The organism is Rheinheimera pacifica (genome assembly GCF_024809855.1).
Classification (GTDB): Bacteria; Pseudomonadota; Gammaproteobacteria; order Enterobacterales; family Alteromonadaceae; genus Alishewanella; species Alishewanella pacifica_A.
Map to the genome: position 1 here is coordinate 1 of NZ_JANUEM010000033.1, position 1,334 is coordinate 1,334.

The window sequence follows — 1,334 nt, forward strand, 5'->3', positions numbered from 1 at the left end:
CTGAGGTATCCCCACAAAATTATTAACTAAAACAAAAAGATGAACTCATAAGGAACATTCATGGCGTTCGGTGATCAGATCAATCGCCAAACATCACCGAGACCAAACAGCCATGAATGTTCGTAGTATCTTGACCAATATCGTTTCATTTGTCACACCCCAAATGCATGCAACCAGGCAAAAAGCCGTCATTGATTGCGTGCATAGCCTGGCAAACGGCAATGCTGCTACTGTGACCAGTATTGGTCGGGGCATTCACTCCAATGCCTTTGAAAAACATAACATCAAGCGTGCTGACAGGCTGTTGTCTAATCCACATTTACTGCGTGAACAACCGCTGATTTACGGAGCAATCTGCCGACTATTTGGCACGTCCAAACATCCAACGATAAGCATTGATTGGTCTGATTTAGATGAGTGTAAAAGGCACTTTCTGCTTCGTGCTTCACTGAATTTTGATGGCCGGGCTATCACGCTTTATGAAGAGGTTCACCCGCTGAGTACCAAAGAGAAACCTGCTGCACATAAACTATTTTTACGCCGGTTATCATTTCTGCTGCCTGCGAGTTGCAAACCAGTGATCGTTACTGATGCAGGCTTTAAAACACCGTGGTTCAGGCAAGTTGAAGCGCTGGGTTGGTATTTTGTCGGCAGGGTTCGCAAGCCCAATTTTTACACTGTCGACAGTGGTGCACACTGGCAGTGTATTAGCCGGCTGTATGCTAAAGCCACGCAGAAACCAAAGCAATATCACGCACAGATTGCACGGAATACGCCGTTTCCCTGCACACTCACACTGTATAAACAAAAAGCTCAGGGACGACATTCACTGAATGCTGATGGTAGTATCAAGCGCTCTAAAACATCTAAATCAAATGCGCGGGCGAATTCAGATCCTTGGTTGTTGGCGTCGAACTTGCCACAAACCCGCCATCACAGCAAACAGGTCGTGGTGATTTACCGGCAGCGCATGCAGATAGAAGAAAGCTTCAGAGATATGAAAAGTGCTCAGTTTGGTCTGGGCTTCGAGCAAAGCAGTAGCGTCAAGCTGCACCGCATAAGCCTATTACTACTGCTGAGTAATTTAGCTTCATTAGTACTGACATTACTCGGCGTAGGACTGACCATAGCCAATCAGCAGCGCCGGTTCCAGGCAAACAGTTATCGTGACAGACGAGTCTTGTCATTTCACACTCTGGGGTTAAGAGCCATGGTCAAACGGGTGGTGTTTACAACAGCACAGTGGCGCAATACCTTGCGCCACTGTAAACACTTGTTGGATACGGCGAGTTACAACATTGAATGCGAAGGCTAAATTCGTGGGGATCCCTCAG

1 protein-coding gene is annotated in these 1,334 nt (G+C 46.9%); it reads left to right on the forward strand.

All coding sequences use genetic code 11. The annotated features are described in order from the left end of the window. Window positions 1-70 precede the first annotated feature (70 nt). Complete coding sequence (locus M2404_RS20235) at window positions 71-1,315, forward strand: IS4 family transposase (RefSeq protein WP_259241820.1); 1,245 nt, start codon at window positions 71-73, stop codon at window positions 1,313-1,315. Window positions 1,316-1,334: the final 19 nt, after the last annotated feature.